The sequence below is a fragment of the Actinomycetospora termitidis genome (genome assembly GCF_030286555.1).
In the GTDB taxonomy this organism is placed as follows: Bacteria; Actinomycetota; Actinomycetes; order Mycobacteriales; family Pseudonocardiaceae; genus Actinomycetospora; species Actinomycetospora termitidis.
The window spans coordinates 691024-715064 of record NZ_JASVWF010000001.1; the positions used below are offsets into that span (position 1 = coordinate 691024).

A 24041-nucleotide genomic window follows, 5' to 3' on the forward strand; every position below is an offset into this window, starting at 1 on the left:
GGAGACGAGATGGACATCCGCAAGCCCGCCATGGTGACCCTCGGTGTCGCCGCCGGCCTCGTGGCGGTCGCGCCGTTCGCGTCCGCCCACCAGGACGACCACGGGCCCCGGCCCGCCCCGGCCCCGAGCCAGACCTGCTCGGCGCAGGGTGGCACCGCCACCGCGGCGAACCAGAGTGACAGCGGCGGCCTCGTGGGCGCCGTCGCGCAGGCCCCGGTGGGCGGCCTCAACGCCGCCAACATCCTGTGCAACGACATCCTGAACAACAACATCAGCGGGAACTCGCTGATCGCGGACGTGCTCTGACGCGAGCGCGCACGCGGCACGTCCCACGGCCCGGTCACCCGCGAGGGGACCGGGCCGTCGGCCGTCCCGGGCCGTCCGGATCCGTGACAGGCTGACGGGGTGGTGGACCCCGACATCCCCGCGGGCGGCCCGCCGGCGACGGACTCCCCGGGCGGCGACCGGCTCTCCGGGGAACTGCTGCGGCGCGGCATCGGCGGCGCCGGCCCCTGGCACCCGGCCCGCCAGGTGGCCGAGGACGCGGTGGCCGAGGTCGACGGCGACGTCGAGGCCGCGGTCCGCCGTCTGATCTCCGCGCACGTCCGGCTCGCCGCGAGTTCCGGGCTGCTCACCAGCCTCGGCGGCGCCGCGACGATGCTGATCACCGCGCCCGCCGGCGCCACCGGGCTCTACCTGGTCTGCACCCGCCTGGCCGCCGCGATCGCCCACGCGCGCGGGCACGACCTCACCGACCCCGTGGTGCGCACCGCGGTCCTGCTCTGCGTTCTCGGCGCGGACGGCTCCGAGCTCGCCGAGCGCACCGGGATCGACCTCCAGGAGGTCTCGCTGCTCACCGGCCTGCGGCGCCTGCCCGTCGAGGTCCGCGAGCAGCTCGACCGGCGCATCGGCTACCGCCTGGCCAGCCGGGCCGGGCGCCGCGGCGTCCTCAACCTGACCAAGCTGATCCCCGTCGTCTCCGGGCCCATCGGTGCGGGCGCGGACTCCATCACCACCCGCTCGGTCGCGACCTACGCCGACGTCGTCTTCTGGGACCGCTCCGGATAGAAGATCACCCGCCCGGGGGGTGCGTCGCCGCACTCCTGGGGCGCATGTGGGTGACACAGTCCTCCCCGGCGCGGAACGACGGTGGAGTGGAGGACGACGGATGACGTCGCGGTGGTCGCCTACGAGTGCCCGACGGCGGGTCGTCCCGACGGCTCCGCCGCGGCGCCGGCTCCGCCGGGTGCTGCTCGGGCTGGGGGCCTTCACCGCCCTCGCGGTGGCGGCCCCGGCGGCGGTGGCCGTCACCGCGGCGGCCCCCCCGGGCGCGACGGCGGTGTCCTCGCTCCCGGCGGCGACGCTGCCGCCCGCGGACGCCGGGGACCCGTCGATCTCGCCGGTCCCGCTCAGCCCGCAGGGGCGGGACGGCACGGGGACGCAGGTCGCGCGCTCTGCGGCCCCGTTGCAGCTGGTCGCGGTGACCTGGACCGGGCCCGACCCGGACTCGGTGGCGCTGCGATCGACCGACGACAGCGGGGCGTGGGGCGCCTGGCTGCCGTTGGACGCCAACGACGACGAGCGGGACGGGACCGCGGCCCGCAGTGCGACGTCGCAGGGCGGCACGGACCCGGTGTGGGTCGGCGAGCGGAACGCGGTGGAGGTGCGCGCGACCCGCGGCGGGGCGCCGGTGACCACCGGGCTCGGCGTCCAGCGCATCGACCCGGGGACCTCGGCCAACGACGACGCGATCGGCGCCCGCGCGCGGGAGCGGCAGACGGCCGCCCGCGACGGGGCGCCGCCCGCCCCGGCCTACGTCACGCGGGCCCAGTGGGGCGCGGACGAGTCGATGATGACGTGGCCGCCGGAGTACTCGCCGACGACGAAGGCCGTGACCATCCACCACACCGCCGAGTCGAACGACTACAGCCCCGAGCAGTCGGCCGCGATCGTGCGGGGCATCTACGCCTACCACGCGAAGCAGAACGGTTGGGGCGACATCGGCTACAACGCCCTGGTCGACAAGTACGGCACGATCTTCGAGGGGCGCGCCGGCGGGCTCGACCGGCCGGTCGTCGCCGCGCACGCCGGGGGCTTCAACCGGGACACGTTCGGCATCGCGATGATGGGCAACCTCTCCGACACCGCGCCGACGCCGGCCACGCTGACCTCCGTCGAGAAGCTCGCGGCCTGGAAGCTCGGCGGGATGTACCGGGACGCGGCCGCGAAGGTCACGCTGACCTCCAACGGCGGCGGGACCTCGAAGTTCGCCAAGGGGAACGACGCGACCGTCGACGCCGTCTTCGCCCACCGCGACGTCGGGAACACCGCCTGCCCGGGCAACGCCGGGTTCGCCGCGATGGACACGATCCGCGCCGAGGTGACCAAGCTGGTCGCGGCCGCGGGCACGGACGTCCGCGCCGCGTGGACGGACCGGCCGGGTCTCGGGGAGCCCGACCGCGTCGAGCAGCCCACCTCCGACGGCCGCGGCCGGTTCGCCGACTTCGCGCACGGCTCGCTGTACTGGTCGCCCGACACCGGCGCCCACGAGGTGGCGGGTCCGGTCCGCGACGCGTGGCGGGCCCGGGGTGCCGAGCGCTCGGACCTGGGGCTGCCGACCGGCGAGGAGTTCGGCACGTCCACCGGACGCGCGCAGGCCTTCGAGCACGGTGTGCTCCGGTGGGACCGGACGACCGGGGCGACCGAGATCACGCCCAGCTGAGCGGGGGCGGGCCGCGCGGGGGAGGATGCGCGCGTGCCCGCCGACCCCGAGGAGCCGACGCCGGACCCGCACGGGTCGGCCGACGCCGTGGCCCGGTTCGCCGCGCTCGTCGAGGCCGGGGACCCGCCGCTGGACCGGGCCGCGCTGGAGGTCGCCCGTCTGGCCCGGCCCGACGCCGACGTCGACGCGGCCCTGGCCGAGCTGGACCGCCTCGCGACCGGGATCGGCGGGATCGACGAGCTCGTCGTGCGGCTGTTCACCGAGGAGGGCTTCCGCGGGAACCGCGACGAGTACTACGACCCGCGGAACTCCTCGCTGGTCGAGGTACTGGAGCGCCGGCTGGGCATCCCGATCACGCTGGCCGTCGTCGTGATCGAGGTCGGCCGCCGGGCGGGGCTCACGGTCGAGCCGATCGGCATGCCCGGCCACTTCCTCGTCCATCCCGCGGGCTCGGCCTGGTACGTCGACCCCTTCACCGGGACCCTGCTCGACGAGGCCGACTGCCGCGCTCTGTTCGTCGCCTCGACCGGCGCGAACCCCGGGATCCCGTTCCACGCGGACCTGCTGGCCCCGATCACCACCGAGGCCGTGCTGGTGCGGATGCTGACCAACCTGCGGATCGTGCACCGGGCCGCGGGCCGGGTGCCCGAACTGCGCCGGGTGCTCGAGGCGCGATTGCACCTACCCGGTGTGACCGCCGACGAGGTCGTCGAGCTGGCCGCGACCATGGGGCACCGCGGCGAGTACCTCGACGCCGCCCGGCTGCTCGACACCTGGCGCGAGCGCATCCCGCGGCGGGGTGCCGACCTCGCCCGCGCCGCCCGGGTCTGGCGGGCGCACCTCAACTAGGTGGCCTCACCTGGCGAAGCCACCCAACTCCCGTGGAAGCCCGCCGGGACGCCGCGCGGCAGGGTCACCGCGGCCACCCGACGGGTGACGTCCGACGCGTCCAGCACCAGCAGCTGTGACGCCGAGCCGTCGACCCTCGTGGTAATCGTCAGCAGCCACCCGTCGTCCTCGGCGGTGCCGCCCGCGGCGGGCACGAACACGGCCTCCCCGGCCGCGACGTCGGCGCCCAGCTCGTGGCTCGTCGTCGTGCCCGCGTGCACGTCGAGCTTCACGATCGCGTGCCGCCCGCCCGCCGAGGACACGGCGTAGCGGTAGCGGGCGTCGCGGCCGACCAGCGCGTCGGACAGCGTCGGGAACTCCACGGGCCGCTCCGCGAGCGGGGTCTCGGTGACCCGTCCCGACGCCGGGTCGAGCGTCCAGCGGTGCATCCGTGCGGCTCCCGTCGCCGCCGCGCGGGAGGCCGCGTCGCGGCCGAGGGCGGCGCTCGAGGTCGCGGCGCGGTCGCCGGACCACATCGCCACGGCGTCGGCCGGGGCGTAGCGCGCGGCGTCCAGCACGATCCGGCCCTGCGCGTCCTCGTGGGCGGTGCCGACGTGGAAGACGTAGCAGGGCTCGATCTCGAACCACCGCACCGTCGCGGTCGGGTCGTCGTGGCGCATGACGCCGAGCCGGGCGCCGTAGCCCTCGTCCCAGCCGAACGGCATGCCCTGCGCCAGCCGCTCCCACGAGAACGTCATCGGCAGGTCGAGCCACACGACGTGGTGGGCGGTGATGGCCGCGTCGTGCATCATCGTCGGCCCCCGCACCTCCACCGGCCGGGAGACGACGAGCTCGCCGGCCGCGGAGAGCCGGTGGTAGGTCAGGAACGGCGCCACCGGCGAGTAGCCGTAGAAGTGCAGGTCCCCGGTGTCCGGGTCGGTCTTCGGGTGGGCCGTCATCGCCGTGTGCAGCCGGCCGTCGAAGTCGCACGGCCCGACGGTGCCGAGGTCGGCGTCGACCTCGTACGGCAGGCCGCCCTCCACCAGGGCGAGCAGTCGACCGGCGTGCTCGACGACGTGGGTGTTCGCCACGACGGCGGTGAGGTCGACCCCGTCCGGGCCGAGCATGCTGCGGCCGGCGAGCGCCCCGGTGCGCACCCACCGGTTGCGGTACCACTCCGCCCGACCGCCCCGCAGCCGGACGCCGTGCAGCATCCCGTGGCCGAGGAACCAGTGGCCGGGGTCCTCGCCCGGGAGCGGGTTCGGGCCGTTGCGCAGGTACCGGCCGTCCAGCTCGGGCGGGAGCGTGCCCTCCACCGGGAGGTCGACGGCGTCGATCTCGTCGGGCACCGGGGCGTACCGCCCGGCGAGGTACACGGGGCGGTCCGCGGTCTCCGTCATGACCTCAGCCTGAACCTGTCCTCTTCGACATGTCAATACTGACATGTCGAGGGTGGAGGGTAGGGTCGCCCGCATGTCGCTGCGCCACGCCCTGCTGGGTCTGCTCGCCGACGGGCCGGCGAGCGGCTACGACCTCACCCGGTCCTTCGACGGCGACCTCGGGCGCTACGCCTGGCAGGCCGGTCACACCCGCATCTACCCCGAGCTGGTGAAGATGGCCGACGCGGGCCTCGTCGCGGTCGAGTCGACCGGCCCCCGCGGGCGCAAGAGCTACGTCCTGACCGACGACGGGCGGGCGGAGCTGCGTCGGTGGCTGCTCGACCCGCCGGAGCAGGGAGCGGTGCGCAACGAGACCGTGCTGCGGATGTTCCTGGTCCAGGCCCTGGAACCGGAGGACGCGCGGCGCTACCTGGAGGCGGTGGCCGACCACTGCACCGCGGAGGTCGAGCGGCTGCGCCCGGTGATGGACGACCTCGACGAGCACGAGGGCGTCGACACCCTGCCGTTCGGGCGGCTCGCCGGGGAGTACGGGCTGCGCCAGTACGAGGCGGTGGCCGCCTGGGCGGCCTGGTCGCTGGACCGGCTCGCGGCGTCGCAGGAGCAGGACGCCCGACCCGCCGTCGGGAACGCCCCGGCCTAGTCGGTGCTCCCGTCGTCCGCCGGATCGACGGTCGAGCTCGGCTGCGCCCCGTCTCCTGCGAAGCGCTGCTGCGCCCGATAGGCGTAGACGGCGTTCCAGCCGCCGAGCAGCGTGAACGCCGCGACCTGCAGCGCGGTGGAGGCGCCCACCGCGACGTCGAGCGGGAGGGCGTAGATCAGCGGGACGCGCAGGCCGGCCTCGGCGAGCAGACCCAGGCCCCAGACGACGGCGCTGACCCGGAAGGTGTGCCGCACGCCGGGCTCGTCGTCCCAGACCGCGTCGAGCTCCGCGGCCTCCGTCGGCTGCCAGGCGCGGTAGGCCGAGAAGGTCAGCGGTCGGGTCCCGAGCAGGCTCGCGAGGAACACCAGGCCGACCCCGCCCGTGGTGAAGGAGTCCTTCACCAGCAGGAACCGGGGGTCACCACCGACGAAGGCGAGCGCGAGCCCGATGCCGAACACGGCGAACATCAGCGCGCCGAACCACGTGATCCGGCGGGTACGGGCCGCGACCCACACGAGCCGGACGCCGGCCGCGCCCGTGGCGGCGAGCAGGGCGGTCCAGTCCGAGGTCCCGGCGGCGTGCAGCGCGTAGTAGGTGACCAGCGGCAGGCCCACGTCCCAGGCGAGCCCCACGAGCGGGCCGAGTCGGCTGCCCCGGGCCGGGGTGGCGGGGACCGTCAGAGGGTCGGCGGTGGCAGTCATGGTGGGCTCCTCGGTGCGGGATGTACCGAGGAGCTTGGACCTGTCACCTCCGACATGTCAATGATGACATGTCGAGGCCGGAGGGTCAGGCGTCCGCGTCGAGTCCCTGCTCGATCGCGTAGCGGGTCAGCTCGACGCGGTTCGTGAGCTGCAGCTTGCGCAGGGCGTTCTGCACGTGGTTCTCGACGGTGCGGTGGGAGAGCGACAGCCGGTCGGCGATCTGCCGGGCGGTGAGCCCCTTCGCGACCAGCCGCAGCACCTCGGTCTCCCGCGGGGTCAGGGCGGGCTCGCCGGAGGCCTGCCGCTCCGGTTCCCGCTTCGCCGCCGCGTCCCGACGGCGGAACTCGCCGAGCACGAGGCCCGCCAGCTCCGGACCGAACACCGCCTGCCCGTCCGCGGTGCGCTGCACGGCGTCGGCCAGCTCCGCGACCTGCGCGGACTTCACCAGGTAGCCCGCCGCCCCCGCGCTGACCGCCCCGAGGACGTCCCCGTGCTCGGCACTCGCCGAGAGCACCAGCACTCGGGTGCCGGGCAGGGCCGCCAGGATGGCCGCGGTGGCGCCCGCCCCGTCGAGGTGGGGCATCTGCAGGTCCATCACGACGACGTCGGGCCGCACCGCCGGGGCGATGCGGACCGCGGCCGCCCCGTCGCCCGCCGTCGCGACCACGTCGAAGCCGCGTTCGCCCAGGTCCCGGGCCACGCCCTCCCGCCACATCGGGTGGTCGTCGACCACCATCACCCGCACCGCGTCCTCCGTCATGGTCGAGCTCCGCTCCGCTGCGTCTCCGCGTCCGTCATCGAGGAAACCTCAGCTCCCACTCCGTGCCCTGCCCGGGCGCCGTCACCAGGTCCGCCGTGCCACCGATCTCGGCGGTGCGGCCGCGGATCGAGGACGCCACGCCGAGGTGTCCCTCCTCGCGGGCCGCCTCCAGCCGGCCGGTGGCGATCCCGGGGCCGTCGTCCCGGACGGTCACCGTGATCGCGTCGTCCTCGTCCTCGACGAGCACCCACAGGCCGGAGTCCGGGCCGGCGTGGGCGTCCGCGTTCGCCGCCGCCTCGCGGACCACGGCCACGATCGCGCGGGCGAGCCCACCGGGCACGTCCACCGGCTCGGGCGGCACCGCGAGCACGGCCCGGGCGGGCAGCGTCGCGCCGACCGCCGCGCCCAGGTCGACGGGCTCGTCGTCGGGACCGTCGAGCCCGGGCGGGCCCCGCGTGATGAGCCGGCGCAGCGAGACCTCCTGCTCGGCGGCCTCCCGGACCAGGTCCGGGTCGCCCAGCGCCGGGCCGCGCCGGCGGACGAGCGCGAGGACCTGGAGCACGCCGTCGTGGATGTCGCGGGCCAGCCGGTCGCGTTCCGCGGCCGCGGCCTCCGTCGCGATCGCCTCCTGCAGGCGCTGGGCGGAGCGGCGCATCGCGACCGACGCGAACCCGACCGCGACCCCGGCGACGAGCAGCAGCTGGGTGTCGGACAGGAGGGCGGCGTCGAGCGCCCGGCGGGTGAACGCGAGCGCGGCCACCGACGCGACCACGGCCGCGACCGCGGGACGGATGCCGAAGGCGATCGCGACGGCGAGCACCGCCGCGGCCGACCACACGGTGGTGATCACGGGCTGCCCCGAGGCGATGCGCGCCGGGTCGTCGACCAGGACGGTCGTCATCGTCGTGCCCATGGTCACCAGCAGGTCGACCACCGCGAGCCGGCGCGCCCCGCGCAGGTAGGCCACCGAGGTGACCAGCGTCCACACCGCCATGAACACGACCACCCCGACGCCGAGGGCCGGGCGGACGTAGGCCTCGGCGAACCGCACGACGTTCGCCGCCGCGTAGGCGAGCGCGACGACGCGGTAGAGGACCAGCCCACGCCACAGCGGCAGCAGCGTGGCGTGGACGTCGACGGTCGCGCCCCGCCCGCCCTGCCCGTGCCGCCGGGTGGCCGATGCCGTCCCGACCCCGGACGACCGCGCCCCTGGAGCCACCGGCGTTCTCCCCCGTGTCCACCGGGCTGCCCCGGCCACGTCATTCCTCCGGGGCGGTCGCGTCCCCCCACCGGGCGGCCCGGCGTCGCCCCGGGCCTGCACCGCGTCAGCATGCCGCACGGGTGTGACGGCGACCATGGCCCGATGTCCGGAACGTCCCATCGGCGGTGGCGGGGCCGTCACCGGTGGTGGGGGAGGTGGACCACCGCACTACCGTGGACGGCGCTCGCGGTGCGACTGGGGTCTGAGTCCGGGGGCGGATCGAGGGAACGAGGAGGAGGCCGGGTGAGCAGCTGGGTGATGGCGGTCGAGGTGACGCCGTCGGAGCTGGTCGCGGTCGAGGTGGACCGGGCGGCCACCGGGGCCGAGGGCGCGCCGCGGCGTCCGCGGACGGTCACCGTCGACCCCGGGTCGGACGTCGACGGCGTCGACCGCCTGGCCGACGCGTTCACCGCGCTGCTCGACGGTGCCGCGCCGCCGGCGCGCCTCGTCGTCGCGACCCCGCCCGACACCGAGCGCCGCCGTTTCGAGGAGATCGCCGAGGCGACCGCGCTGGTCGGGCTGCCGGCGCCGTCGTGGCTGCCCGGCCCCGTGGCACTGGTGGGCGAGCGCATCGCCGCCGGCGTCCCGGTCGGGGGCCGCGCCGTCGTCCTCGACGCCCGGGACGGCGCCCTGACCGCGTGGCCGGTGCGGCGGACCGCCGACGGCGCCGAGATCGGCGCCCGCGGGCCGGTCGCCACCGGGACCCGCCTGGACCAGCTGCTCCTGGGTGTCGTGCGCGCCCAGCTGCACTCGCTCGACCCGGCCTCCGGCGACCACGGGGGTCCTCGGCCCGGTGCCCGCGAGGACTCCGACGCGCGCGGTCGCGCCGCACGGCTGCGACGGGAGGTCCGCCGCGCCCGCGCCCTGCTCGCGGACGGCGACGCCGACGAGGCCCGGGTCGGGTCCGACGGCCACACCGTGACGGTCGAGCGTGCGGTCTTCGACCAGCTCGTGGAGCACGCCCTGCGGGAGACGGTCGACGAGATCGAGCGCGCGGCCGGGCCCGACGACGCCGGGCCGGGCCCGGTGCACGTCCTCGCCGACCGGCCCACCCCGCTCGCGCGACGGCTCGCCGCCCTGACCGACGGGGGCGACGCGGCGCTCGCCCTCCCGCGCGACCCCACCGACGGTGTGCTCGGGATGGCGGCCCTGCTCCTGCCCGCCCGGCCCCGGGCGGCCCGTGCCGCGTCCGGCGCGCAGGCGATCCGGTCGCGACGCGGCCTGGGCGGCTCCCCGGCGCCCGTCGGGGTCGGTGCCGTGGCGGGTGCGGAGGCGGCCGGGGACGACGGGTCCCGCACCCCGCCGCGCGGCCTGCCCCTGCCCGGGGCCGGACGCGAGGACGCCCTGGTGGCCGCGGACCGGACCGCGGTGGAGGTCGAGGCCCCCGGCGTGGACGAGGCGCCCGCGATCCCGGCCGCCCGGGTCCCCTCCACCCCCGTGCAGGCGCAGCGCGGCCCGGACGAGGCGTTCGGGAGCGGCGCCGGGCTGCTGACGCACCCCGCGGAGGCCGGCACCCGCCCCGCGGTCAACGGCGGCGGCCAGGGTCACGCCGCGCTGGCCGGCGCCCGCCCGCACGAGGCGCGTCCGACCTCGGACGCCCCGCCCGGGAACTCCGGCCCCCTGCCGCTCCCCGACCTCGACGAGCACGACGCGGCCCCGTCCACCGGGACGCCCTCGGGCGGCACGGCGGTCGCCGCCGGCCGTCGACGCGGCCCGGACACGGCGCCGCAGCCGATCCCGGTCGAGCCCGAGCGGCGGGCACCGCGGGGGGCGGTGCCCGTGCTCGTCGTGCTGCTGCTGGTCGCCGTGCTGGCGGCCGCGGGCGTCCTCGTGCTCGGCCCGGACCAGGTGAGCGCGGCCTTCGCCGGGATCGGGGCCGGCGTCGTCAGCCTCTAGAGGCCTGTTACGAGGTCACGGCCTCGACGTAGGCGTCCGGGTCCTTGTCGGCGAAGTCGAGGCCCCGGGCGTGCGCGTGCTCGGACTTGAACTGCTCGAACTTGGCGCCGAGCTCCTGGCGGAAGGCGAGCGAGGTGACGCGACGGAAGGGCGCGAGGTCGTCGCTCTCCTCCTCGGACATGTGGTGGTTGTTGGCCTTGTCGCACTCGTCGATCGCGGCCCACCACTGCTCGCTGCCGACCTCCTGGTCGAACGCCTTGCGCGCCCCGGCCCGGATGTCGTCGTGGTCGCCGACCGCGTCCTCGGTGGCCGAGGCGTCCTCGTCGTCGGCGCGGCGGGCCATCGACGGGTAGAAGTGCTGCTCCTCGGCGGAGGCGTGCACCTCGAGGTGGCGGGCCAGCTCGTCCCAGATCCTCGCCGCCTCGTCCAGCCGGTCGGTGTCGTCCCGCAGCTCGGCGAGGAGCAGGAACTGCCGACGGAACCAGTCGTGGTCGTCGAGGATCATCTCGGTGATGTCCGCGGACATACTCGGAACTCCTTCGTGTGGTGGTCCGCTGGAGCTACCCGGGCTCGTGGGCGGGCAACCCGTCAGGAGAGCTGGACCTGCCCCGCGGCGTCGACGAACCACACCTCCGTGCGCGCCCCGTCCAGTGTCGACGCGGCGTCGGCGGCGAGCCCGCGGTAGCGGCGGGTGTCCGGCAGCGCGATCACGATCCGGCTGCGCGGGTGCGCCCGGCGGCGCTGCACGGCCGCGGCGCTCGCGGCCCGGAACCAGTCCGCGGCGAGCGTGCTGGGGTGGGACCGCGCCCCGTCCGGGGGCCACCCCGTGACCTCGACGTGCACGTCGTCGCCGTCCAGGGACGCCACCAGGTCCAGCGCCGGCCCCTGCTCGGTCACCCGCCGCACGCTGCCGCCGCGGCGGGTGAGCCACGTCGTCACCGCCGCCGCCACGTTCTGGGTGCGCGACCAGCCCTGCAGCACGTCGCGGACCGGGAGCACGACCTCCTGCGCCCGCTCCGGCACCGCGCGCAGCGCCGCCCGCTGGGCCAGCCGCTCGCGCAGGACGACCGTGGCCGACGCGGAGAACGGCAGGAAGCGCAGCGGCGGGTCGTCGGGGTCGTCCCCGTCGCGCTCGGAGCGCCGGATGCGGGCGACGTCGTCGCTGGGTGCCTTCGGACGGTGCCGCGGGCGCCGGGACCGGGCGGGGGCGGGCTCCGGCTCGTCCGGAGCGTCCGGAACGGCGCTCACGGGCGCCGGTCGGGCCTCCACGGTGGCCTCGGTGGCCTCGACGGGCAGCGCCTCCTCGCCGGTCCCGCCGACCGCCGGTCCGGCCGCGGCCGCCGCCTCCTGCCCGGCCTCGGTCAGCCGGGTGCGGATCGGTGCGTCCCTCGACCGTGCGGACCGCTCGACCAGCCCGGCCTTGACCAGCTTGCGGCACTGGTAGTTGAAGGCCTTCGGGTCGACGTCCGGGTGCCCGGGGGCCAGGGCGGCCGCGATCTCGTTGTCGGTCAGGCCGTCCGGTGCCCCGGCGAGGGCGGCGAGGACGCCGGCCTGGACGGGCGGGAGGCCCGGGGTGGTCGGCGCGAGGGTCACCTCAGGGTCATCGGTGTCGCCGTCGTCGTCCCGGATGGGCCGGTCGGGTGCGGCAGGGTCGTCCTCGCCGGGCGCCGCCGCCGCGTACGCCCGGGCCATCGCCTCGGCCGCACCCGGCAGCAGGCGGGTGCGCACCGGCCGTGTCCCGACCCGCTCCACCGCGCCCACGCCCACCAACTTGCGGCACTGGTGGTTCACGGCCTTGTAGTCCAGGCCCGGGTGGTCCGGCGCGAGCGACTCCGCGAGCTCACGGTCCGAGAGCCCCTCGGGGACGTCGGTGAGCATCCGGAGGATGTCCTCCCGCGTCCCGGCGGCCGATTCGGGGACCGGGAGTGCCATGGCCGCTCTCCTCCGTGACCAGGCGCCGGGCCGGTGGACCAACCCGTGTGATGGCGCGCGCGCTGACGTGCGTGACCTTTCCGTGATCCGTATGGTAACGGGGCATGCTGGCACTGACGGAGACGGCGGCCGAGGCGATCTCCAACATCCTCGAGACCAACGAGATGCCCGAGGGATCCGGTCTCCGGATCGCCGCCACGCCGAACATGGCGGAGGAGGGCCTCGAGCTCTCCGTGGCACCGAACCCGGCCGCGGACGACACCGTCCTCGAGGGCGGCGGCGCCGTGATCTTCCTGGAGCCGATGGCCGCGTCCGCGCTGGACGACAAGGTCCTCGACGTCGAGCGCATCCCGGAGAACGAGACGGACGGCTCGGGCGACGAGTACCGCTTCGCCATCACCCCGCAGTCCGAGCTCCAGACCTAGAGCGGGTCCACGACGGCGGGTGCGGGGCACCCGCCGCCCGGACGGTGCTCCCGGGTCGAGCTCCGCTGAGGTCCCGTCAGGCCTGGACCGTCTCCACGGGCCCGCCCACGCGCGTCACCAGCTCGCCGTCCTCGGACGGCACCAGCTCGACGTCGCGCACCCGGCCGGCCGCCTGCACGTCGCCCAGCACGACGCGCAGCGCCTCCAGCTGCGCCTCCGGCGCCGAGACCGACAGCGACTCGACCTCGGTGCGGATCGAGAGCTTCTGGTCGGACTTGCCCCGGCGGATGCCCGAGATGACGTCGGACGCGACGTCCAGCACGCCCTCGTCGACACCGTCGGTGCCCGGCAACTCGGCGGTGGTGGGCCAGGCGGCCCGGTGCACCGAGCCGTCCTGCCACCACGACCACACCTCCTCGGCCACGAACGGCAGCACCGGCGCGAACAGCCGCTGCAGCACCCGCAGGGCCACCGCGAGCGTGGCCCGGGCCGAGTCGCGGCCGGCGTCGTCGAACTCGCCGTAGGCCCGCGACTTCACCAGCTCGAGGTAGTCGTCGCAGAAGAACCAGAAGAACTGCTCGGTGACCTCGAGGGCCACCGCGTAGTCGAACCGCTCCAGGGCGTCGGTGGCCTTCGTGACGACGCCCGCGAGCCGCGCGAGCAGCGCGCGGTCGATCGGGGCCGTCACCGACCCGACGTCGGGAAGACCCGCGCCGACGCCGACCCCGAGGATGAACTTCGAGGCGTTGAGCAGCTTCATCGCGAGCCGCCGGCCGACCTTCATCTGCCCGCGGTCGAACGCGGTGTCGACGCCGGGGCGCCCGCCGGCCGCCCAGTAGCGGACCGCGTCGGAGCCGAACTCCTCCAGCAGACCCATCGGCGTGACGACGTTGCCCTTGGACTTCGACATCTTCTTGCGGTCCGGGTCGAGGATCCAGCCCGAGAGTGCGGCGTGGGCCCACGGCAGCTCGCCGAACTCCAACGAGCTGCGGACCACCGTCGAGAAGAGCCAGGTGCGGATGATGTCGTGGCCCTGGGGGCGCAGGTCCATCGGGAAGACGCGGCCGAACAGGTCGTCGTCGACGCTCCAGCCGCCCGCGATCTGTGGGGTCAGCGACGAGGTCGCCCAGGTGTCGAGCACGTCCGGGTCGCCGGTGAAGCCGCCCGGGACGTCCCGCTGGTCGGCGGTGTAGCCGGGCGGCACGTCGGTGGTCGGGTCGATCGGCAGCGCCGTCTCGTCCGGGGTGAGGACCTGCTCTCCCAGGACCTCGCCGTCGGCGTCGAGCGCGTACCAGACCGGGATCGGCACGCCGAAGAACCGCTGGCGGCTGACCAGCCAGTCCCCGTTGAGCCCGCGGACCCAGTCGGCGTAGCGGTGGCGCATGTAGTCCGGGTGCCACACCAGCTCGTCGCCTCGGCGCAGCATGGCCTCGCGCATCTCGGTGTCGCGTCCGCCGTTGCGCAGGTACCACTGCCGGCTGGAGACGATCTCGAGCGGCTTGTCGCCCTTCTCGAAGAACTTCACGGGGCGGGTGACCGGCCGGACGTCGCCCTCCAGATCCCCGGTCTCCGCGAGCATCGCGACGATCTTCTCCTTGGCGGTGAAGACCGTGGCGCCGGCGACCTCCTCGTAGCGCTGACGGCCCTGCTCGGAGGTGATCCACTCCGGGGTCTCGCGCAGCAGGCGGCCGTCGCGGGTGATGACGGTGCGGTTGGGCAGGTCGAGCTCGCGCCACCACTGGACGTCGGTGAGGTCACCGAAGGTGCAGCACATCGCGATGCCCGCGCCGCGGTCCATCTCGGCGGCCGGGTGCGCGAGCACGGGGACCTCGACGTCGAAGAGCGGGGACCGCACCGTCGTCCCGAAGAGCGGCTGGTAGCGCTCGTCGTCGGGGTGGGCGATCAGCGCGACGCAGGCCGGGATCAGTTCGGGACGCGTGGTCTCGATGTACACCGGCGCATCCGCGCCGTGGTAGGCGATCCGGTGCCACGCGCCGGTGTGCTCGCGGTCCTCCAGCTCGGCCTGCGCCACGGCGGTGCGGAACGTGACGTCCCACAGCGTCGGCGCCATCGACACGTACGCCTCGCCGCGGTCGAGGTTGCGCAGGAAGGCGCGCTGGCTGATCGCGCGGGCCCGGGCGTCGATGGTCTGGTACGTGTGCGACCAGTCGACCGAGAGCCCGCCGCGGCGCCACAGCGCCTCGAAGGCCTGCTCGTCCTCGGCGGTCAACGTCTCGCACAGCTCGACGAAGTTGCGCCGCGAGATGGCGATCTGCTGCTTGCCCGGCTTCTCCGGCGGGGTGAAGTCGGGGTCGTAGGGCAGGCTCGGCTCGCAGCGGACGCCGTAGTAGTTCTGGACGCGACGCTCGGTCGGCAGCCCGTTGTCGTCCCACCCCATGGGGTAGAAGACCTGCTTGCCGCGCATGCGCTGGAACCGCGCCACGACGTCGGTGTGGGTGTAGCTGAAGACGTGCCCGACGTGCAGGGACCCGGAGACCGTCGGCGGCGGCGTGTCGATGGAGAAGACGTCCGCGCGCTGGGCCGTCCGGTCGAACGCGTAGGTGCCCTGCTCCTCCCATACGGGCGCCCAGGTGTCCTCGAGACCGTCGAGCGTCGGCTTCTCGGGAACCCGGGGGGACTGCGTCATGCTCCCAGTTTACGGAGGGTGTCGTCGGCGTTCCCGGGCGCGGGTCCCCCGGTCCGGCGGTGCTGCTGGGCCGGGTGGGTGGAACCGGTAACGCTGCGGGGGCCCGCGGGGACAGAGTGGTCGGGGTCGCGCACGTGGCGGCTGGAGTACGTCTGTTCGGGGGAGTGGATGTCGATGCCGGCGCAGGACTCGCAGCAGGCCCGTCACCGGGCCACCGGTGGCCGGGGGTACGGCCGGGAGGCCGGGGAGCCCGGAGTGCCGAGCACCTACACCCCGCCGCGCCGCGAGGGCGGCCGGCACCGCGCGCCCGACGCGGCGCCGTCCACCGAGTTCGCGAACGTGCCGATGCAGCAGCGCGGCTCGCTCGACTCCCCGCCCTCCGGGTTCCGTCGCCTTCCCCCGGCCTTCCCGACGACGGGTGCGGTGCCTGCGCAGGCGCCGCCCGGGGGCACGCGGCCGACGTCGGACGTCGGTGCCGCGTCACGCCCGCCGGAATCGCCGGCCGAGGACGCACGGCACGGCAGCGGCGGCACACCGCTGACGTCGGACGCCGGCAGGTCGCCGCGGCCGCCGGAGGCCCCGACCGAGGACGAGCCGGTCACCACGCCCGTGCGGCGGACCGACCTGGACCGCGCCCGTCGCCGGGCGGACCACGCCGCGGTGCCGCGGCAGCGTCCGGCCGCCGACTCGTCCTTGCGAGCGCTCTCGGTCCGCCCGACGTCGGGACGGGTCGGTCCCGGGGCGTTCGGCACCGGTTCCTACGGCTCGACCGGCGTCGGCCCAGCTCGGGCCCGGACGCCCGTCGCGGCCCGCCAACCCCTGCCGTGGGAGCGCCGCCTCGAGGGCCGTACGGGCCTCGTCGGGACCGTCGTCGGCGCGATCGGGGTGCTGATCGGGCTCGCGCCGTGGTCCGGGCTGCTGCCGCGCGTGATGCCGGCCGACGCGCTCGGCAGCACGCCGTTGTTCAACCTCGTCGGCGCGCTGTTCGGGGTGGCCGCGCTGGGGATCGGTGCCTTCGCGATGTTCCGGGCCGACGGGGTCGGACGCGGGCTCTACCTCGGCGTCGGGGCCGCGTGCCTGGGAGCGGCCGCGGTCGTCGTGGGTCTCACGGTCTGAGGCCAGCCCGGGGTCGGTGTCGACGTCGGCGTGACTGTCGGGGGGTCGCGCTATTCTTCGAACATGAGTTCGGACGGTGGTGGGGACGCGGTCGGCGTGGAGCTGACCGCGCTGCTCGCACGCCTCGCCGAACTCGCCGATCAGCCCACCGACCCGTCGTGCGGAGTCACCGACGCCGCCCGGATCGACCGGATCGCGCTGCTCGAACAGACCCGCTCCGCGCTGGCCGCCGCCCAGCACACCGAGATGGTCGCCTTCGCGAAAGCCCACGTCGAAGCTCAGGCCGACCTGATCGCCGCCCACGAACTCGACCCCCGCGACCTCGGCAGGGGCATCGCCGACCAGATCGCGCTGGCCTGCCACGTGTCCCCGACAGTGGGCTCCCGGCGGCTCGGGGTCGCCCAGGCGTTGGCCGACGATCTGCCGTGCACCCGCGGGATGCTGGCCGCGGGCAGGATCAGCGAGCGGCTCGCCGAGCACGTCGTCTCGCTGACCAGTCACCTCGACCCGGAACTCCGCCGGCTGGTGGACCAGCAGGTCGCCGCCTCGGGAATCGAGACCCAGAGCCGGTTCGCCGCCGAAGCGACGATCAAGCGGTTGGCCTACGAGGCCGACCCGGCCGGGTTCACCCACCGTGGGCGGACCGCCCGAACGCAGCGGCGGGTCACGCTGCGCCCCGCCCCGGACACCATGTCCATGCTGTCGGGGCTGTTGCCGGTCGAGCAGGGCGTCGCCTGCATCACCGCGCTCCGCACGTACGCGGACACGTTGATCGCCGGCGGCGACGCCGACGGGCGCAGCCGGGACCAGATCGTGGCCGACACCCTGGTCGAGCGGATCACCGGGCAGACCTTCGCCGAGGACGTCACCGTCGAGGTCGGCATCGTGCTCCCCCTCGACGCCCTCACCGACCCCGACAGTGGGAAGACCGGGGAGGTCGTCGGCTACGGGCCGCTACCCGGCGGGATCGTCGCCGACCTGCTCAACACCACCCAAGGCAAGAAGTGGTGGCGGCGGCTGTTCACCCACCCCCGCTCCGGACGCCTCGTCGGCGGCGACCCCCAACGCCGACTGTTCGACGGGTTCCTCGCCACCCTGATCCACTACCGCGACCACGGCCGCTGCCGCGACCCCCTATCGGCGTGCTCCCTTGAACCTGCGGCAAGCCCCCGCCCGGCACACCGACCACATCCGCGGCCGCACCGCCGGTGGCCCGACCAGCCTGGGCAACGGGCGCCGTACGTGTGTGCGCGGCAACCAGGTCAAAGAACTCCCCGGCTGGTCCACCGATCTCATCGACGACGGCCTCGGCGATCAGCCGCACACCGTGCAGACGACGACCCCGACCGGCCACACCTACACCAGCCGCGACGGACCATGAGCCGCCGCAGCTCAGCCCAGGGCCGACACCCGGAACCAATCCTGGGCCACCGCAGGGTCGCCGAACACCTCGACGTGCCCGAGTTCCGCCCGTCCCGTGACGACCGCCAGCAGGTCGACGGCCCGTCCGCGCACGGCCACGTCCGCCTTGACGTGCTCGCGCGTGATCGTCACGCCCTCGGGCCCCCGCCGGATCAGCCACTCGCCGTCCGGGGCGTCCGTGACGTGCAGGTGGATCGTCTCCCCGGAGCCACGCACCCGCCGGGAGCCGCTGCGGAAGTCGGTGAGCAGGTCGTACCACTCCGCGATGCCGTCGACCGCCAGCTCGGGGGCGACGTCGGCCAGCGGCTCGAGGCCGACCGCGAGCTCGGCGTCCAGGCGGTGCACGAGGGTCTCGTGGAGCTGGCGGCGCTCCCACCAGGCGACGGTGGTCGGGCGGCCGAACCCGCCGACCTGCCGGTCCGGGCCGCTCGCCCGGAAGGTCCCGGCGAGGGCCGCGGCTCCGCGGAGCAGCCAGGTGGCGACCTCGTCCCGGGAGTCCGGCGGCACGCCGTCCGGGACATCGGCGTCGCGGTCGAGCATCTGGTCCGCCCCGGTCTCGATCGTCGCGGTGACCCGGCGGTGGACGCGACCGAGGTGCGCGGCGAGGTCACGCACCGTCCAGTCCCCGCAGGTCGGCACCGGAGCGGACAGGTCGTCGCCCGCGGCCGGCGCGCTCACGGCGTCGGCGAAGGCGGTGGCCTGGAGGAGCAGCTCGTCGCTGGGCACGAGAGTGCAGCCTGCCCTACGGGCCACGAGACTCACCACGAGTTCGCCGTCCTCGTCGGTCGCGGTGTACGCCGCCACGTCGTCCACCCCGCCACCGGAGACGCACTCGCCCGTGGCCAGCCGGAACTGGTGGTTGTGCAACGGGCACATCACCAGGTCGGCGTCGACGAGCCCGTCGGCGAGCGGGCCGCCCCGGTGCGGGCAGGTCGCCCGCAGCGCGTGCAGCCCGCCCGACCGTGGCCGGAACACCGCCACCGGCTCGTCCCCGACCAGGAACGCGCGCCCCTCTCCGAGCGGGATCTGGTCCACCGGCCCGAGCCGGGTCCGCACCGCGCCGCTCACGAGCGCACCGGGACCTGCGGCAGCGGCACCAGCGGCAGGGCGTCGTGGAACTGGCCCGGGGTCGCCTCCTGCTGGTCGGCGGCCCAGGGGTCGACGTAGGCGTCGACGGCCTCCTGCATCCGCGCGTCGAGGTCCGCCGCGATCCCCTCGGCGTCGTCGACGACCACGGCGATCAGGTGGTCCAGACCCATCCGCGGCACGAAGTCGTAGGTCCGCTCGAGCCAGTTGGCGTTCTCCCGGTAGTACTGCAGGAACCGTCCGGTGATCCGGACGGCCTCCTCGTGCGAGTCCACGGTCGCGAGCACGTCGCCCTTCCGGATCGTCGCGCCGGCGGCCCCGCCGACGTAGATCTGCCACTGCCCGCCCTCGACGGCGACGAGCCCCACGTCCTTCACCATCGACTCCGCGCAGTTCCGCGGGCACCCGGAGACGGCGAGCTTCATCTTCGCCGGCCCCTCGATGCCCTTGTAGCGCTCCTCGAGGTCGATGCCGAGCTTCGTGGAGTCCCCGAGCCCGAAGCGGCAGAAGTCGGTGCCGACGCAGGTCTTCACCGTCCGGAACGACTTGCCGTACGCCCAGCCCGACGGCATGTCCAGGTCCGCCCACACCTCCTGGAGCTTCTCCTTCGGCACGCCGAGCAGGTCGATGCGCTGGCCGCCGGTCAGCTTCACCATCGGGATGTCGTGCTTGTCGGCGACGTCGGCGATCCGTCGCAGCTGGTCGGGGCTGGTGACGCCGCCCGACATCCGCGGCACCACCGAGAACGTGCCGTCCCGCTGGATGTTGGCGTGCACCCGGTCGTTGATGAACCGGCCGTCCCGCTCGTCGACGACGTCGTCCGGCCACATCATCCGCAGCAGCGCGGTCAGCCCCATCTTCGAGCCGACGTCGTCCTTCCCCTCCGGCGCCAGCGCCTCGAACACCGCGGACACGCTCTTCAGCTCCCGCGCCCGGATCTCCGCCATCAGCGTCGGCTTGTCCAGCGGGATGCCGGGGACGTAGTACGACTCGGCCGGGTCCGCCGCGCCCCCGCCGCCCAGCGCGGCCTCGACGACCTCGTGGACGAGCCCCTTGCACGACCCGCAGCCCTTGCCGGCCCGGGTCGCCGCCATGCACGCCGACACCGAGTCCGCGCCGTCGTGCACGCACGCCACGAGGTCGCCCTTGGAGACGCCGTTGCAGTTGCAGATCTGGGTGTCGTCGGGGAGGTCCGCGGCCGAGGCCGAGTCGTCCGCCGAGCCCAGGTCGAACAGCAGCTTGACCCGTTCCTCGGGCAGCGCCGAGCGGGAGTCGAAGGCCTGGGTCAGCGCCGCGACCTTCGAGACGTCGCCGACCAGCGTCGCCCCGATCAGCGTGCCGTCCCGGATGATCACCGTCTGGTAGACCCCGCGGCCCGTCTCGGAGAACTGGACGAACTCGTCACTCGCGCGCTCCGGGGTCTTGAGCCCCATCTGCGCGACGTCGACCCCGGCCACCTTGAGCTTCGTGGCCAGCCGCGACCCGTGGTACTCCGCGTCCGGGTTCGCGCCCGTGACGACGTCCGCGAGCACCTCGGCCTGCTCCCACAGGGGCCCGACGACGCCGTACACCTCGCCCCGGTGCTGCGCGCACTCCCCGACCACGAAGATCGAGTCGTCGTCCACCGAGCGCATCCGGTCGTCGACCACGATCGCGCGCTGCGTCTCCAGGCCGCTCACCATCGCCAGCCCGATGTTCGGCCGGATGCCGGCGGTGACGACGACCATGTCGCAGTCCAGCGTCGACCCGTCGGTGAACCGCACGCCGGAGACGGCGCCGTCGCGGCGTCCTCCGGTCGAGCTCCGCTGCGCTCCGTCTCCCACCAGGATCTCCGAGGTCTTCACCCCGAGGTGCATGTGCATCCCCAGGTCCTCGAGCTTCGAGCGCAGCACCTTCGACGCCTCGGCCTCGAGCTGCTGGTTCATCAGCACCTCGGTCGGGTGCACGACGTGCACCGCCACCCCGTGCGCCTGCAGTCCCGCGGCCGCCTCCAGGCCGAGCAGACCGCCCCCGATGACGACGGCCGTCCGGTGCTCCCGGACGTGCGCCAGCATCCCCTGGGCATCGTCGAGCGACCGGAAGCCGAACACGCCCGGCGTCAGCTCGGTCCGCGACGCCCACATGCCCTCCATGGGCGGGAAGAACGAGCGCGACCCGGTCGCCAGGATCAGCGTGTCGTAGGGCGTGACCGACCCGTCGTCACCCTGCACCACCCGGGCGTGCCGGTCGATCCGCACGATCCGGACGCCCGCGTGCAGCGTGATGCCGTTCTCGACGTACCAGTCGACGGGGTTGAGGAACAGTTCGTCGTCGTCCTCGCCCGACGCCGCGTTCGCGAGCACCTCGGAGAGCAGGATGCGGTTGTAGTTGCCGTACGGCTCCTCGCCGAAGACCGTGATGTCGAACAGGTCGCCGCCGCCGCGCGCGAGGATCTCCTCGAGCGCCCGCGCCCCCGACATCCCGTTCCCGACGACGACCAGCTTCGCGCGGCCCGGCTCCGGGGTCCCGGCCTCCTGCCCGGTCGCGAGCGTCGCCGTCATCAGACCTCCACCAGGCCGCAGTCGACGACGAGCGTCCCGGAGACCCCGGCAGGTGCGGAGTAGTGGATCTCCACGGTGCTCCCCGCCAGGAGGTCCTCGACCACGCGCAGCGAGACGTGCATGTCCTGCTTCGCGCCCACCGGCAGCCAGCGGGCGGGGGTGCCGTCGAACGCGAGCACGACCGTCGCGAGCTCGTCGGAGGAGTTGCCGGCCCGGACGTAGAGCACCTGGCCGGTGACGCCCTCCGGCACGGTGTAGGTCAGCGACGGGTGCAACAGGGCCGGTTTGTCCAGCCCCTGCCCCTCGAAGGCGAACGCGCCCTGCAGGAATCGCGGCGTGGTCATCATACTCCGGGGACCTCTTCCGTGGTGGTGGTGGCGGCTTCGAGGGCGACCGCGCAGACCTTGAACTCCGGCATCCGCGAGGCCGGGTCCAGCGCGGGGTTGGTGAGGGCGTTGATCGTCTGCTCGCCGGCCCAGTGGAACGGCGCGAAGACGGTGTCGGGGCGGATCTCGCGGGAGAGCCGGGCCCGCATCCGCGCGGTCCCCCGCCGGGTGCGCAGCAGGACGTCCCCGCCCTCGGCGACCCCGAGGCGCGCGGCGAGGTCGGGATGGATCTCGACGGCGGGTTCGGCCTCGGCGTCGAGCAGCGCCTTCGTCCGCCGGGTCTGGGTGCCGGACTGGTAGTGGGCGCGCGAGCGACCCGTCGTCAGGCGGTAGGGGTACTCGTCGTCCGGGCTCTCGGCCGCGGCGCGGTGGTGCACGACGTGGAAGCGGGCGCGGCCGTCCGGGGTGGCGAACCGGTCGCGGAACAGCCGCGGCGTGCCCTCGTGCTCGTCGTCGGGGCAGGGCCAGAAGACGCCGCGCTCGGCCTCGATGCGCTCGTAGCTGATGCCCGCGTAGTCGGCCTTCCCGCCGGACGAGGCGCGGCGCAGCTCGTCGAACACGGTCCGCGGGTCGTCGGAGAAGAACGCGCCGCGGCCGAGCCGGTCCGCGAGCTCGGCGAGGACCTCCAGGTCCGAGCGCACCCCCTCCGGCGGCCGCGCCGCCCGCCGTCGTCGCAGGACCCGTCCTTCGAGGTTCGTCATCGTCCCCTCCTCCTCCGCCCACTGGGCGCAGGGCAGGACGACGTCGGCGAGCTCCGCGGTCTCGGAGAGGAACATGTCCGAGACGACCAGGAAGTCCAGCGCCTGCAGCCGCTCGCGGACGTGCGCCGCGCGGGGCGCACTGACCACGACGTTCGACGCCACGACCATCAGCGCACGCACCCCGCCGGGGGTGCCGAGCCGGTCGAGCATCTCGTAGGCCGAGACCCCGGGCCGCGGGAGCTCGTCGGGGTCGACGCCCCACACCCCGGCGACGTGGGCGCGCGCGGCGGGGTCCGCGAGCATCCGGTAGCCCGGCAGCTGGTCGGCCTTCTGCCCGTGCTCGCGTCCGCCCTGGCCGTTGCCCTGACCCGTGACCGTCGCCCACCCCGAGAACGGGCGCCCGGGCAGTCCGAGGGCGAGGGCGAGGTTGATCCACGCGAGTGCCGTGTCCGAGCCCTTCGCGTGCTGCTCGGCCCCGCGGGCGGAGAGGATCATCGTGGCGCGCGACTCGGCGAGCATCCGCACGGCGCGTTCCATGACCCGCACCGGCACCCCGGTGATGCGCTCGACCCGGTCCGGCCAGTACTGGCGCATCGCGCGCCGGACGGCGTCCCAGCCGGTCGTGCGGTCCGCGACGTAGGCGGTGTCGACCAGCCGGTGCTTGATCGCGAGGTGGAGCAGCCCGTTCGCGAGCGCCAGGTCGGTGCCCGGCACGGGCTGCAGGTGGACGTCGGCGGCGGCCGCGGTGGCGGTGTACCGGGGATCGACGACGAGGTGCCGGGCGCCGCGCTCGCGGCCGGCGGCGAACCAGCGCATGGCGGGCGGCATGGTGTCGGCGGGATTGGAGCCGACCAGCATGACGGTGTCCGCCCGGGCGACGTCCGCGAGCGGGAACGGCATGCCCCGGTCGATCCCGAAGGCCTTGTTCGAGGCCGCGGCGGCGCTGGACATGCAGAAGCGGCCGTTGTAGTCGATCGAGGCGCTGCCCAGCGCGACCCGGACGAACTTGCCCGCCTGGTAGGCCTTCTCGTTGGTGAGGCCTCCGCCGCCGAACAGTCCCGCGGCGTCGGGCCCGAACCGCTCGCGGGCCACCGTCAGGCCGGCCACGACCCGGTCCAGCGCCTCGTCCCAGGTGGCCTCCCGGAACGGCTCGTCGCGGTGGTCTCGGACCAGCGGGGTGGTCAGACGGTCGGGGTGGGCGAGCAGCTCGACCGAGCTGCGGCCCTTCTCGCAGAGCGCGCCGCGGTTCGTCGGGAAGTTCGCGCCGTCGACCTCGTAGCCGCCGCCCTCGGCCTCCGGGCGCGCCGTGATCGTCATGCCGCACTGCAGGGAGCAGTAGGGGCAGTGCGTGTCGACCGGACCGGTCGACACGTCGACGAGGGGGAGGCTCACGGCGTCCCACGTTCCGTGCCGGGTGTGTCGCGGCCGTTACGTGAGCGCTACACCTCCCGACCCGCCCGTGAGGGGCCGGTGAGGAGTGCGACGCCGGTCATCTCGATCGTTCAGCCTGCCCCGAAGCGAGACAGGTCACATGCTGGGCACGGCACCCGGTCTACTGTCCGCCGCACGGCCGTCGGT

At 74.8% G+C, this 24041-nt stretch carries 20 protein-coding genes and 1 pseudogene; 10 read left to right on the top strand and 11 right to left on the bottom strand.

Going from position 1 to position 24041, the window contains the following annotated elements; genetic code table 11:
• Positions 1-9: 9 nt before the first annotated feature.
• The 4 genes from QRT03_RS03380 (at position 10) to QRT03_RS03395 (ending at position 3571) form a co-directional block, all read left to right on the top strand.
• Positions 10-306: a hypothetical protein gene (locus QRT03_RS03380; protein WP_286051074.1), complete on the top strand. Its 297-nt coding sequence runs from the start codon at positions 10-12 to the stop codon at positions 304-306.
• A gap of 99 nt (positions 307-405) precedes the next feature.
• Complete coding sequence (locus tag QRT03_RS03385; protein ID WP_286051075.1) at positions 406-1068, top strand: EcsC family protein; 663 nt, start codon at positions 406-408, stop codon at positions 1066-1068.
• Positions 1069-1168: 100 nt separating this feature from the next.
• Complete coding sequence (locus QRT03_RS03390) at positions 1169-2722, top strand: N-acetylmuramoyl-L-alanine amidase (protein WP_286051077.1); 1554 nt, start codon at positions 1169-1171, stop codon at positions 2720-2722.
• 33 nt (positions 2723-2755) lie between these two features.
• Positions 2756-3571 (top strand): SirB1 family protein, encoded by an 816-nt coding sequence (locus tag QRT03_RS03395; protein ID WP_286051079.1) that lies wholly within the window; start codon positions 2756-2758, stop codon positions 3569-3571.
• Here QRT03_RS03395 and QRT03_RS03400 read toward each other — a convergent pair.
• Entirely contained in the window at positions 3568-4950 is a 1383-nt protein-coding gene (locus QRT03_RS03400; RefSeq protein ID WP_286051080.1) for a carotenoid oxygenase family protein, read from the bottom strand. The genes QRT03_RS03395 and QRT03_RS03400 overlap by 4 nt on opposite strands.
• 73 nt (positions 4951-5023) lie before the next feature.
• Here QRT03_RS03400 and QRT03_RS03405 point away from each other — a divergent pair, with 73 nt between their 5' ends.
• The gene (locus tag QRT03_RS03405) at positions 5024-5590 is read left to right on the top strand and encodes a PadR family transcriptional regulator (protein WP_286051081.1); all 567 of its coding nucleotides are present in this window, start codon (positions 5024-5026) and stop codon (positions 5588-5590) included.
• On the opposite strand, the gene QRT03_RS03410 is transcribed toward QRT03_RS03405, so the two are convergent.
• The 3 genes from QRT03_RS03410 to macS form a co-directional block, all read right to left on the bottom strand.
• Complete coding sequence (locus QRT03_RS03410) at positions 5587-6291, bottom strand: VC0807 family protein (protein ID WP_286051082.1); 705 nt, start codon at positions 6289-6291, stop codon at positions 5587-5589. The genes QRT03_RS03405 and QRT03_RS03410 overlap by 4 nt on opposite strands.
• Positions 6292-6376: 85 nt before the next feature.
• A complete protein-coding gene (locus QRT03_RS03415; RefSeq protein WP_286051083.1) occupies positions 6377-7051 on the bottom strand; it encodes a response regulator in 675 nt (224 codons plus the stop codon).
• A gap of 34 nt (positions 7052-7085) precedes the next feature.
• Entirely contained in the window at positions 7086-8270 is a 1185-nt protein-coding gene (gene macS, locus QRT03_RS03420; RefSeq protein WP_286051084.1) for a MacS family sensor histidine kinase, read from the bottom strand.
• A gap of 285 nt (positions 8271-8555) precedes the next feature.
• Between macS and QRT03_RS03425 the strand changes: the two genes are divergently transcribed.
• Complete coding sequence (locus QRT03_RS03425; protein WP_286051085.1) at positions 8556-10208, top strand: hypothetical protein; 1653 nt, start codon at positions 8556-8558, stop codon at positions 10206-10208.
• A gap of 7 nt (positions 10209-10215) precedes the next feature.
• On the opposite strand, the gene QRT03_RS03430 is transcribed toward QRT03_RS03425, so the two are convergent.
• Together QRT03_RS03430 and QRT03_RS03435 are read right to left on the bottom strand one after the other, a co-directional pair.
• A complete protein-coding gene (locus tag QRT03_RS03430) occupies positions 10216-10734 on the bottom strand; it encodes a hemerythrin domain-containing protein (RefSeq protein ID WP_286051087.1) in 519 nt (172 codons plus the stop codon).
• Positions 10735-10796: 62 nt separating this feature from the next.
• Complete coding sequence (locus QRT03_RS03435; RefSeq protein WP_286051088.1) at positions 10797-12140, bottom strand: hypothetical protein; 1344 nt, start codon at positions 12138-12140, stop codon at positions 10797-10799.
• Positions 12141-12244: 104 nt separating this feature from the next.
• Between QRT03_RS03435 and QRT03_RS03440 the strand changes: the two genes are divergently transcribed.
• A complete protein-coding gene (locus tag QRT03_RS03440; RefSeq protein ID WP_286051089.1) occupies positions 12245-12565 on the top strand; it encodes an adhesin in 321 nt (106 codons plus the stop codon).
• Positions 12566-12641: 76 nt separating this feature from the next.
• On the opposite strand, the gene valS is transcribed toward QRT03_RS03440, so the two are convergent.
• Positions 12642-15212, bottom strand: coding sequence for a valine--tRNA ligase (valS, locus tag QRT03_RS03445; RefSeq protein WP_286051091.1), 2571 nt, complete (start codon positions 15210-15212; stop codon positions 12642-12644).
• Between the two features lie 168 nt (positions 15213-15380).
• Here valS and QRT03_RS03450 point away from each other — a divergent pair, with 168 nt between their 5' ends.
• From QRT03_RS03450 to QRT03_RS03460, 3 genes and pseudogenes are all read left to right on the top strand, one after another.
• Positions 15381-16328, top strand: a complete 948-nt coding sequence (locus QRT03_RS03450) for a hypothetical protein (RefSeq protein WP_286051092.1) — start codon at positions 15381-15383, stop codon at positions 16326-16328.
• 246 nt (positions 16329-16574) lie between these two features.
• A pseudogene (locus QRT03_RS03455) lies at positions 16575-17135 on the top strand (DUF222 domain-containing protein); the annotation flags it as partial.
• A gap of 343 nt (positions 17136-17478) precedes the next feature.
• Positions 17479-17709 (top strand): hypothetical protein, encoded by a 231-nt coding sequence (locus QRT03_RS03460; RefSeq protein WP_286051093.1) that lies wholly within the window; start codon positions 17479-17481, stop codon positions 17707-17709.
• A gap of 11 nt (positions 17710-17720) precedes the next feature.
• Here the strand turns inward: QRT03_RS03460 and QRT03_RS03465 are convergent, their stop codons facing one another.
• From QRT03_RS03465 to QRT03_RS03480, 4 genes are read right to left on the bottom strand one after another with little or no spacing between them, the layout of a single operon-like run.
• The gene (locus tag QRT03_RS03465) at positions 17721-18818 is read right to left on the bottom strand and encodes a maleylpyruvate isomerase family mycothiol-dependent enzyme (protein ID WP_286051094.1); all 1098 of its coding nucleotides are present in this window, start codon (positions 18816-18818) and stop codon (positions 17721-17723) included.
• Entirely contained in the window at positions 18815-21376 is a 2562-nt protein-coding gene (gene nirB / locus QRT03_RS03470) for a nitrite reductase large subunit NirB (RefSeq protein ID WP_286051096.1), read from the bottom strand. Before nirB ends, QRT03_RS03465 begins: the two co-directional genes overlap by 4 nt.
• Positions 21376-21720: a molybdopterin oxidoreductase gene (locus QRT03_RS03475; RefSeq protein ID WP_286051097.1), complete on the bottom strand. Its 345-nt coding sequence runs from the start codon at positions 21718-21720 to the stop codon at positions 21376-21378. The genes nirB and QRT03_RS03475 overlap by 1 nt, the downstream gene beginning before the upstream one ends.
• Positions 21720-23855, bottom strand: a complete 2136-nt coding sequence (locus tag QRT03_RS03480; protein ID WP_286051098.1) for a molybdopterin oxidoreductase family protein — start codon at positions 23853-23855, stop codon at positions 21720-21722. Before QRT03_RS03480 ends, QRT03_RS03475 begins: the two co-directional genes overlap by 1 nt.
• Between the last annotated feature and the right edge of the window lie 186 nt (positions 23856-24041).

Coding starts and splice junctions, on each gene's coding strand:
- nirB (WP_286051096.1), bottom strand. CDS start 21,376: ATGACGGCGACGCTCGCGACCGGGCAGGAGGCCGGGACCCCGGAGCCG.
- QRT03_RS03405 (WP_286051081.1), top strand. CDS start 5,024: ATGTCGCTGCGCCACGCCCTGCTGGGTCTGCTCGCCGACGGGCCGGCG.
- QRT03_RS03450 (WP_286051092.1), top strand. CDS start 15,381: ATGTCGATGCCGGCGCAGGACTCGCAGCAGGCCCGTCACCGGGCCACC.
- QRT03_RS03410 (WP_286051082.1), bottom strand. CDS start 6,291: ATGACTGCCACCGCCGACCCTCTGACGGTCCCCGCCACCCCGGCCCGG.
- QRT03_RS03435 (WP_286051088.1), bottom strand. CDS start 12,140: ATGGCACTCCCGGTCCCCGAATCGGCCGCCGGGACGCGGGAGGACATC.
- valS (WP_286051091.1), bottom strand. CDS start 15,212: ATGACGCAGTCCCCCCGGGTTCCCGAGAAGCCGACGCTCGACGGTCTC.
- QRT03_RS03400 (WP_286051080.1), bottom strand. CDS start 4,950: ATGACGGAGACCGCGGACCGCCCCGTGTACCTCGCCGGGCGGTACGCC.
- QRT03_RS03380 (WP_286051074.1), top strand. CDS start 10: ATGGACATCCGCAAGCCCGCCATGGTGACCCTCGGTGTCGCCGCCGGC.
- QRT03_RS03440 (WP_286051089.1), top strand. CDS start 12,245: ATGCTGGCACTGACGGAGACGGCGGCCGAGGCGATCTCCAACATCCTC.
- QRT03_RS03390 (WP_286051077.1), top strand. CDS start 1,169: ATGACGTCGCGGTGGTCGCCTACGAGTGCCCGACGGCGGGTCGTCCCG.
- QRT03_RS03415 (WP_286051083.1), bottom strand. CDS start 7,051: ATGACGGAGGACGCGGTGCGGGTGATGGTGGTCGACGACCACCCGATG.
- QRT03_RS03475 (WP_286051097.1), bottom strand. CDS start 21,720: ATGACCACGCCGCGATTCCTGCAGGGCGCGTTCGCCTTCGAGGGGCAG.
- QRT03_RS03430 (WP_286051087.1), bottom strand. CDS start 10,734: ATGTCCGCGGACATCACCGAGATGATCCTCGACGACCACGACTGGTTC.